Below are 7,086 nucleotides of genomic sequence, written 5' to 3' on the forward strand. Positions count from 1 at the left end.
ACCGCGCAGGCGCTGCTGGGCGAAGAGTCGTACAACTGCAACCTGGGCGGCAACGCTCGCGTCCCGGTCGGCTCGACCACTGGCTTCAACCACATCTGCGGCAAGGTGAAGTTCGACAAGTCGAAGATGTCGCAGAACATCATGCCGGGCGGCACCCCGAACTTCGGTGGCCTGCTGGCTTCGCAGAACATCATCGGCAAGGATTTCATCGACCACCTCGGCATCGAGCGCCAGGCCTACCAGACCATGCTGATGGGCGACTACGAGTTCTCCAACGGCTACACGCTGTCGGGCTCGTTCGGCCACAACGGCAACAAGTGGGGCGCGCTGACCGACACCTACAACCGTGCAGATGACACTGGCTATTATTCCACCGTGATGCTGGCGTACGACATCGTCAACACCTCGGCGGAACTGCGCCTGGCGTCGGACTCCGACGGTCCGTTCTCCTACATGTTCGGCGGCAACTACTACGACGAGAGCATCAAGTGGCAGATGCGCGCCTTCCGGCCGCAGGGCCTGATGAACCTGAGCCAGCCGACCGACTACCGCGCCGAGACCTTCGGTGTGTTCGGTTCGGCCAGCTATGAGCTGACCGAAGCCCTGAAGCTCAACGCGGAAGCCCGCTATCAGTGGGACACCATCAACCACGTGGTGATGACCCCGACCGGTTCGGATCTGGAGAAGACCTTCAAGTCCTTCTCGCCGCGCGTCATCCTGAACTATGAAGTGACCCGCGACATCTCCACCTACGTGTCGTGGTCGAAGGGCACCCGTCCGGGCACCTTCAACTCCAACTTCACCGCGTTCAGCCCCGAGGTTCAGGCTCAGCTGACCGCCAACGCCGGCCGCGATATTCCGGTCGCCGTGGCGGAAGAAAAGCTGACCATGTACGAACTGGGCGTGAAGGGCGACTTCTTCGACCGTCGTCTGCGCCTGATGACCGCCTTCTACTATGGCGAATGGCGCGATCGTCAGATCAACCAGAATCTGGCGTACAACGTTGGCGGCACCACCTCGACTGCAACCATCACCTTCCCGGACGGTTCGACCAACCTGTGGGGTGTTGAAGTCGAGGGTACCTTCCACGCCACCGACAACCTGACGTTCGACGGCACCTTCAACTGGGCCAAGACGGACATCCGCTTCACCAGCTGCTCCGAGTGCCTTGCCATTGACGGCGTGGCCAACCCGGTCGGCAACCTGATGGAGCGCTATCCGGAGTTCTCGGGCTCGATGGCGGCGACCTACACCCAGCCGATCAACGAGGACTGGGACGGCATGGTGCGCCTCGACTACGTCTACACGGGCAAGCAGTACGCCACCTCGTCCAACGTCACCTACATCGGTGATGCTCACAAGGTGAACCTGCGTGCAGGCATCAACAACGAAACCTACACTCTGGAAGTGTTCGTGCGGAACCTCTTCAACGAGAAGACTCCGTCGAACCTCCTGCGCAACACCAACCCGAACGGCAGCGCGCTGCAGGGCCTGAACACCATTGTTCTGGCCGCACCGGAGCGTCGGACCGTGGGCGTTCGTGGCGTGGTGAAGTTCTAAGACTTCCCTGCCAGACGGTTGCGTCTGATTGAAAACCCCGGCAGCTTCCAAGGCTGCCGGGGTTTTCTTTTGTTTCCGGAACGAGCAACGGGCTGCAATAATCGTCAGCCGGATAAAACCCGAACTTTTGCGCGTTTGCGCGCAGTCGTGCAATAAAGTTGCACCTTCATAGGGAAAGGGAGTCGTGTCGCGTGAAAGCACAAACAGAAGCGACTGGGCACGGTGAGGCAAGCGCGGCGACGGAAGTTCGGTTGCCGCTGGCCGTATGCCTTGGGTTTGGCGTCGGTTCGCTTGGCATTGCCATTCTACTCAATACGATCACGACTTTCTTCCCGGCGTTGATGACAACGGTGCTGGGGCAGTCTGCCGCGCTCGCGGGCCTGCTGCTGACCATTTCCAAGCTCTACGACGTATTTGCGGATATCGTGATCGGCGTGGCGAGCGACCGTACGAAATCTCGCTGGGGGCGGCGGCGTCCCTACCTGCTGGCCGGTGCCGTCGTCTCGGCGTTCTCCTTTCTCATGATCTTCATGCCACCCTCGCTGGAGGGCAACGCGCTCATCATCTACATGGCGATCGCGCTGATCATCTATTCGACCGGTTATTCGCTGTTTGCCGTTCCGTACATCGCCATGGCGGGCGAAATGACCGACGACTACAACGAGCGCACCCGCCTGCTATCGTTCCGCACGTTCTTCGTTGCAGTCGGCCAGATGGCTGGCATGGCAGGCACTGCCGCGCTGGTGGACTGGGTCGGCGGCGGCGAGCGGGGCTACGCCGTCCTCGGCGCGGCCTGTGCGTCCGTCATCTTTACGGCCATGACCATCTGCTTCTTCGGCACCAGCAAGGCGCGCCGCGCCGAGGCGCAGCCGAAATCGCACATGCCGGGCATGGAACAGGTGCGCTCCTTGTGGAACAACAAGCCGTTCGTGCTCCTGATCGGCGCGAAGGTGACCCAGTTTCTGGCAATCTCCATCTTTACCACGACCAAGCTGCTGTTCCTGCTCAATGTGATGAAGGTCGGCTACACCGGGCTGATGCACCTGAGCATCTCGCAGAACATCGTCGGCATGATTTCGGTTCCGCTCTGGACCTGGATCGGGAAGCGCTACGGCAAGACCAAGGGCTATATGGCGGCAATCATCCTGCTCACCGTCATGTACCTGAGCTGGCTCCTGACCGGTCCTACCAACAACATCTGGGATCTGTGGCTGCGCGGCGCACTGAACGGTCTGGCCGCAACCGGTACGACGCTGATGTCGATCTCGATGCTGCCTGACGTGATGGAGTATGATCGCAAGGTTACCGGCGAACGCCGCGAAGGCGTGTTCTCCTCCATCTATGCGATGGTCGAGAAGCTGTCGTTTGCAATCGGGCCGGGCCTCATTGGTCTCATTCTTGCCATGGCTGGCTATGCCGCCACCACCGGCGGAGCGGTCGTCGAGCAGTCGGCGGACGCTGTCCAAGCCCTGTATCTGGGTATGGCCGTCATTCCGGCGATCCTGGCTGGCGTCAGCTTCTTCTTCATGATGAACTACAAGCTGGACGCCAAGGCGCTTAAGGAGCTGAAGGCGAAATGAGCATCCCGCAGCATGTCGTGAATGTGAATATCAGCCGTCCGGACCCGAGGCTCGTTGCCCGGTTCCGGGCGCTGAAGACCGAAGTTGTTCTTCCGCTGCTGCCAGAACCGTTGTTAATGGACGGTGCGATCCGTCCGCTGTTGAACGAGTGGACGGCGGTCGGGCCTGCCGTGACCGTCGCGCCGACAGGCACCGACATGATGATGTCGATTGCAGCAACTGGCATCGCCAAGCCAGGAGACGTCATCGTGGTTGCCGCTGGCGGCCTGGCCGGAGACGGCTTTGCTGCCTGGGGGGGTGGATTGACCCTCTCTGCGCGCCATAAGGACGTGGCTGGCGTGGTGATTGACGGCCTCGTTCAAGACGCGCCGGCAATTCAAACCCGCGAGGTGCCCGTTTTCTGTAGGGGCTCCACACTGCGTTATCGCATGGCGGCCAAACCGGGATCCGTGAATGTGCCGGTCAGTTGCGGTGGTGTTACGGTTCACCCGGGCGATTTGGTTATCGCGGACCGGGACGGGGTGATGGTGATTCCCCAGCACCTGCTGGAGGGCATTATCGAAGCCGCCGAGGAACGCACGGCCTATCTGGCCCATAACCAGAAGCGCATGCGGGAAGAGAAGCTGACGCTTTTCGACCTGCGCGGCGGCCGTGAGCTGTTCCTCAAGGCCGGTATTGAGTGGAACGAGTAAAAGGGGACATCGCATGGATGTGAAACTGGCGCAGCGTGGCCGGGCCCTCATGGACTTCGAGGTCACCGCACGGCAGACGGCGAACCGTCTCCAGCGCGACGTCGAGGCCGAACTGGCTGCGAAGGGCATTACGGCGGATACACTGCCGGATGACATGGACGAACGCCATCGCGTCATTGATGCAGCCCTGGTGAATTCTGATGTCTATCGTACCCGGGGGCTCCTGGGGGATTACTGCTGGACCTACCATGGCGTTAGTGCCGAGGAGGCGTTCGAGGAAATCAAGGAGCAGGTTGCCGATCAGCTGGCGCTGACGGAGAACGGTCCCACCACGATCGACTACCGCGACGGCTTCAGTGCACCGGACTACTGGGCCAAGAGCTGGTTCCACCGCACCCATGGCGGTTGGGACGGCAACCCGCATCATGGCTTCATCCACGGCGAGATCGTTCACAAGAAATACGTCTCCAAGGTCTATCCGGGCGACGTCTATGGCGCACGCCGTCAAGTCGCACGCCTTGCGCCGCGCACCGATTACAAGAAGATCCTCGAAATCGGCACCTCGTCGGGTCACTACACGGTGGCGCTCTCCGAGGTATTCCCTGATGCGGAGATCTGGGGCATTGACCCGTCTCCGCGCATGCTGGAGCAGGCCCAGCGCGTCGGCAATGAACTTGGAAAGAAGTGGAATCTCGTCGTTGGTGTCGGCGAGGACACCGGCTTTGAAGACGAGAGCTTCGACATGGTGACGTCCTACGCCATTCACCATGAGATTCCGCCGCGGATCGTCGATGCCTTCTTCAAGGAAGCCTACCGTATCCTGAAGCCGGGCGGCACTGTGCTGATGGCTGATGTGACCCGTTATGACGACATCGACAAGCTGGCGTCCTGGCGTTTCGACTGGCTTGCCAAGTATGGCGGGGAGCCTTTCTGGCGTGCAACGGCTTCGATGGATTTCGGACCTCACTGCGAGGCCGCTGGGTTTGTCGATGTGAAGACCGGCTGCTTCGAGCCGCTGAAGGTTCCCTACTACGTTGTTGGAGTGAAGCCGGAATGAGCAAGAATCGTCCGACCGATCCGCCGGCCCGTCAGTTTCTGGGCGAGGATCAGATCGACAATCTGGGCACGGCGGTCCTTGTACTCGCGCGCGAACTCTGGGTTGTGAAGGATCGCATGGCCATCATGGAGAAGGTGCTGGAACAGCACGGCATTTCGGCCAGTCAGATCAACAGCTTTCAGCCGGACGCAGTTTTCGAGGCCGAGCTGAAGACGCAGCGCCAGCACCTGATCGACACGGTTGTCAGTGCGCTGTCTGGCAAGACCGAAGGCTAACGCTGGCGTCGTTCGGGACCACGTGGAATCCTCTGCGTAGGCCGATGTAAACATAAAGCCGCACCACCCCGGGTGGTGCGGCTTTATCATGTGTGCTGTGCGGCCGAGCAGCCAGAGGACCTATCTGCTGAGAAATTCGTGGACCAGCCCGGCAATGCGCCCCGTTTCCAGATCGAACAGGCCGTGGCCGAGGCCAGGCAGCTCCACGTAGCGCGCACCTTGCACGCGAGCGCAATTGTCCCGGGTGGGAATCCACAGGTCATCCTCAGGGTTAAGGATGAGGGTCTCATGGCTCAGGCCATCGAGCGCGGCCTGGAAATCGTAGCGGTATACCGCATCATATCCCCACGGCGCCCGGGCTCCCGGACGCAGGTTCTCCGTCAGTGATGCATGCTTCCAGTCCGGGCTGACTCGCGGATCGAAGAGGGACTGCATCAGCTGCCACATGGCAGTGAGATGTGAGCCGTCTTCCTGGGGGCCGCGCCAGCTTTTCAGATTCTCGAGCTTCTGCCGCCGGGTGTCGGCATCATAGGCAGCCAGCGAAACGAGAACAAGCCGACGCACCCGGTCAGGGTGAAGCCGTGCCATGGCTGTCGCGATGACGGACCCGGTATGGTAGCCAAGGATATCCACCGGGCCTTGGGGAATTTTTCCGCCCAGTGCCAGCTGTTCGAGGACATGGATCATCTCGCCTGCCAGATCCTCGATGGAGGCTGGCGCCGGGGGCGCATCGCTTGCGCCGTAGCCGGGCGTATCGGGTGCAATGGCCGTGCGATCGCGGCCAAGCTCCTGCATGAGGCCTTGGTAGATCCAGCCGGATTTGGGCGTTGGATGCAAAAGAAGGAGCGGCGTGCTGCCGCTCCTTGCTTCCGTTACCCTCAGATGGATTTGCCCCCACCGTCCATCGATGTAGGACCGGCGGACCGATGCGGCGGCACTGCTCATGCGTCCGCCTTTCCGGGCAGAACGCGCAGGGACGTATCGCAGCTGGTCAGCGGCTCCACGCCATTGGCCGTGACAAGCAGCTGGTCTTCCATGTGCAGGTTGCCCCAGCCGATTTCATAGTACGGCATGTCGAGAGACAGACACATGTTTTCTTCCAGAACGAACTCGCCGTTTCCGCCAGGCAGGGTGGGGCCGATGGGCAGCTTGTGGTCGGAATGCTCCAGGCCGAGCGAGTGCGGCGTGCAGAAGAAAAAGCCTTCAAAGCCCGCCTTGCGCACGGCCTGCACGACCGCATCGGTCAACTCGCGCCCGGTCAGGCCCGGCCGGATCATCTCCAGTGCGGTCTGGCAGCCGATCTCGATGGCCCTGACGCGCTTCAGGGTTTCCTTGTCCGGCTCACCACAGAAGGCGATGCGGCCGAGGTCGCCATGATAGTACTGATAATGACACAGACCGTCGAACGTTAGGGTCTTGCCCTCCAGCACCGTGCCGAGATTGTTGTTCGTGCCATGCTGACCGGTCGCCAGATAGATCGGGCGGCCGCCGCGCTTGCAGATCTCGACATTGTAAATGATTTCCAGTTCGGTGCGGGGCATGCCGACCTGCACCTGGGCGATCGTGGCGTTCAAGGCCTCTTCATTCATCGAGGCGACCTTGCGCAGCAGCTCGACTTCTGCCGGGCTCTTGACCATGCGGATTTCACGGAACGTCGTGTAGGCGTCGCGGACCTGAACATCCTTCAGTCCGATTTCCTGAAGCCACGGGCCGACCCGCGGATCATCGGCACCCAGCTTGCCGTTCGCGTAGCCAGCCTGCTGAATGGCTTTCTTGAGCGCATAAAGGGCGTTGACCGAAGCGTTGCCTCGGTTGTTTTCCATATGCTTGAGGTATTCCTCGTCACGCGGAGAAAGGCTATTGTAATTGATTGGCCACTTCATGCCGTATTCGACATGCTCGGGGTCTTCGACCTCGGGATC

General features: G+C 60.9%; 7 protein-coding genes. 5 read left to right on the plus strand and 2 right to left on the minus strand.

Annotation, left to right across the window (positions count from 1 at the left end):
• From VIG90_RS04875 to VIG90_RS04895, 5 genes are all read left to right on the plus strand, one after another.
• Positions 1-1,560, plus strand: a 1,560-nt coding sequence (locus VIG90_RS04875) for a TonB-dependent receptor (protein ID WP_331592332.1), incomplete at its 5' end; no start/stop codon positions are given.
• Between the two features lie 191 nt (positions 1,561-1,751).
• On the plus strand, positions 1,752-3,140 hold the full coding sequence (locus VIG90_RS04880) for an MFS transporter (protein ID WP_331592333.1): 1,389 nt from the start codon (positions 1,752-1,754) through the stop codon (positions 3,138-3,140).
• Positions 3,137-3,832: a hypothetical protein gene (locus VIG90_RS04885; protein ID WP_331592334.1), complete on the plus strand. Its 696-nt coding sequence runs from the start codon at positions 3,137-3,139 to the stop codon at positions 3,830-3,832. The genes VIG90_RS04880 and VIG90_RS04885 overlap by 4 nt, the downstream gene beginning before the upstream one ends.
• Positions 3,833-3,845: 13 nt before the next feature.
• A complete protein-coding gene (locus VIG90_RS04890) occupies positions 3,846-4,889 on the plus strand; it encodes a class I SAM-dependent methyltransferase (protein WP_331592335.1) in 1,044 nt (347 codons plus the stop codon).
• Positions 4,886-5,164, plus strand: coding sequence for a hypothetical protein (locus VIG90_RS04895; protein WP_331592337.1), 279 nt, complete (start codon positions 4,886-4,888; stop codon positions 5,162-5,164). The genes VIG90_RS04890 and VIG90_RS04895 overlap by 4 nt, the downstream gene beginning before the upstream one ends.
• Before the next feature lie 120 nt (positions 5,165-5,284).
• On the opposite strand, the gene VIG90_RS04900 is transcribed toward VIG90_RS04895, so the two are convergent.
• Positions 5,285-6,109 (minus strand): alpha/beta hydrolase, encoded by an 825-nt coding sequence (locus tag VIG90_RS04900; RefSeq protein WP_331592338.1) that lies wholly within the window; start codon positions 6,107-6,109, stop codon positions 5,285-5,287.
• Positions 6,106-7,086 (minus strand): M24 family metallopeptidase (locus VIG90_RS04905; RefSeq protein WP_331592339.1); only part of this gene is annotated, 981 nt, incomplete at its 5' end. The genes VIG90_RS04900 and VIG90_RS04905, both read right to left, overlap by 4 nt.

It is taken from the genome of Pedomonas sp. (genome assembly GCF_036515995.1).
In the GTDB taxonomy this organism is placed as follows: Bacteria; Pseudomonadota; Alphaproteobacteria; order Sphingomonadales; family Sphingomonadaceae; genus Pedomonas.

What these genes read in the sequence shown, in the direction of transcription:
- VIG90_RS04885 (WP_331592334.1), top strand. Translation starts at nt 3,137, where the DNA reads ATGAGCATCCCGCAGCATGTCGTGAATGTGAATATCAGCCGTCCGGAC.
- VIG90_RS04890 (WP_331592335.1), top strand. Translation starts at nt 3,846, where the DNA reads ATGGATGTGAAACTGGCGCAGCGTGGCCGGGCCCTCATGGACTTCGAG.
- VIG90_RS04895 (WP_331592337.1), top strand. Translation starts at nt 4,886, where the DNA reads ATGAGCAAGAATCGTCCGACCGATCCGCCGGCCCGTCAGTTTCTGGGC.
- VIG90_RS04900 (WP_331592338.1), bottom strand. Translation starts at nt 6,109, where the DNA reads ATGAGCAGTGCCGCCGCATCGGTCCGCCGGTCCTACATCGATGGACGG.